This is a genomic window from Clostridium sp. D5 (assembly GCF_000190355.1).
GTDB classification, from domain to species: Bacteria; Bacillota; Clostridia; order Lachnospirales; family Lachnospiraceae; genus Faecalicatena; species Faecalicatena fissicatena_A.
Genome location: NZ_GL870836.1, coordinates 1 through 1,892, shown reverse-complemented (window position 1 = coordinate 1,892; position 1,892 = coordinate 1). Strand labels below are relative to the sequence as shown.

The following is a 1,892-nucleotide window of genomic DNA, read 5'->3' as shown; positions in this document are numbered from 1 at the left end:
AAATAGAGTAGGGAAATAATGGCTAGCATTATTTCCCTCTCATTGAACCGTACGTACGGGTCTCGTATACGGCTCTACAACTTATATTCCAACTTATCTTAGATAATAATTTAAAGGATTGAGCAAACCAGCTCCGTCCTTTATTTTTGTTTCAAGCACCATTGGGCTAATGATAAAATTAACTACGTTCATTCCACTCTGTCTGTACCATCCAAGTCTTGAGTTTGCAACTTTATAGATTGATTCATGGTCGAATCCACATTCATATTTTCTATTCATATAGCATAGATTTTTATATATGGTCTTGGACGTTTTCCATTGTTTCATCACAATTACTCGAATTTTATGCCTTAACCATTGTCCGAAATCATCCATAAAACCTTTCATCATTCCGATTCTGAAATAGTTAATCCAACCTCTTACAATCTCATTCACTCGCTTAATTGTTACCGCAAGTGGTCGGGCAATTGCTTTACTTCTTTTGAGGTATTCACTTAATTTCTTCTTTAGCTTCTTTTTCTTTTCCGTGGTTGGTTTTACTTTCCATTCACCACCACTTTTCAGAAATGTGAAGCCGAGATACTTACTTCTTGTCGGTCTGACTACTTTTGTTTTTGTCACATTTACTTTTAGGAACAGTTTTCTTTCTATCCAGTCTGTAATGGATTTCATTACTCTATTGGCTGCCATTTCACTTTTCGTGAATACCATTGTGTCATCGGCATACCTTGTAAAACGAAGTCCTCTCTGTTCTAGTTCTTTATCTAACTTATCAAGATATACATTAGATAGTACGACCGAAAGTGGACCGCCTTGCGGCACACCGCTCCTTGTTGCTTGCTCCAGTCCTTTTTCCATTACCCCCGCTTTCAGATATTTCCGAATCAGGTTCAATGTGGTACTGTCGTTTACTTGTTCCCTAAGAATCTGAATCAATTTGTCATGATTTACTTTATCAAAGAATTGCTCTATATCAATGTCTATTACCCATTCATATCCCTCGTTCAGATATTCCAATGCTTGTTTTATGGCATCGTGACAACTTCTTTCTGGTCTGAAACCATAGCTAAAGTCACTGAATATTTCTTCGTAAATTTCTATAATAGGCTGAGCGATCGCTTGTTGTATCACTCTATCTAAGACCGTTGGAATCCCTAGTGGTCTCTGCTTTCCATTATCTTTTGGGATATAAACCCTGCGCACTGGCTTTGGCATGTATGTTCGGTTTTTGATTGACTGAATGATCCTGTTTTTGTTTTCCTTGATATACTCACCAAGTTCCTCGACTTTCATTCCATCTACTCCACCTGCGCCTTTGTTTGCCACTACTTTCTTATAGGCACTGTTTAGATTTTCCTTTGATGTAATCACCTCTATTAATTCCATTGTTGTTACTCCTCTGATTATCACAAAATTTATGCACATCATCCCTCTCGATATAAACAGTATTCCTCGGCTTACGTTCCTACTTTTCCCATCCATCTGATTTCTGACTAATGCATGATTTTCTTAATAACGATTTGTACTATAAATCGTTTCAGTCCTTCGGCTTTCACCTACTATGACATCATCTGACTCCCTCCCTAAACCTTTTTCGTCCACATCTATTGATGTGTGGGTAGGGCCTCCCAAGGGTAAGGCACTAATCTTTCATTCCACAACCTCTTGATTTACAACTTCGGTTATACGTTTACCTTTCGGGCTTTGGTTTGATGTGCAACCTTACCCACCTCATCGCCTTATCAAGTTTCTGTTCGTAGGCTCGTGAACTTTGCTATGCGCTTCCTTCATCCACATCATTACTGATGCCAACTTGCGCTCCGCTACACTTGGCGGTAAATACCCGTGACTAGACTTTCACTAGCTAGATTAGTGCCATGCCTGGCACACAC

General features: G+C 39.0%; 1 protein-coding gene. It reads right to left on the bottom strand.

The genetic code is table 11. The features are described 5' to 3' along the window. Positions 1-93: 93 nt before the first annotated feature. Positions 94-1,386 carry a group II intron reverse transcriptase/maturase gene (gene ltrA / locus HMPREF0240_RS23155; RefSeq protein WP_035314772.1) on the bottom strand — a complete coding sequence of 431 codons (1,293 nt, stop codon included), beginning with the start codon at positions 1,384-1,386 and terminating at the stop codon, positions 94-96. Positions 1,387-1,892 lie beyond the last annotated feature (506 nt).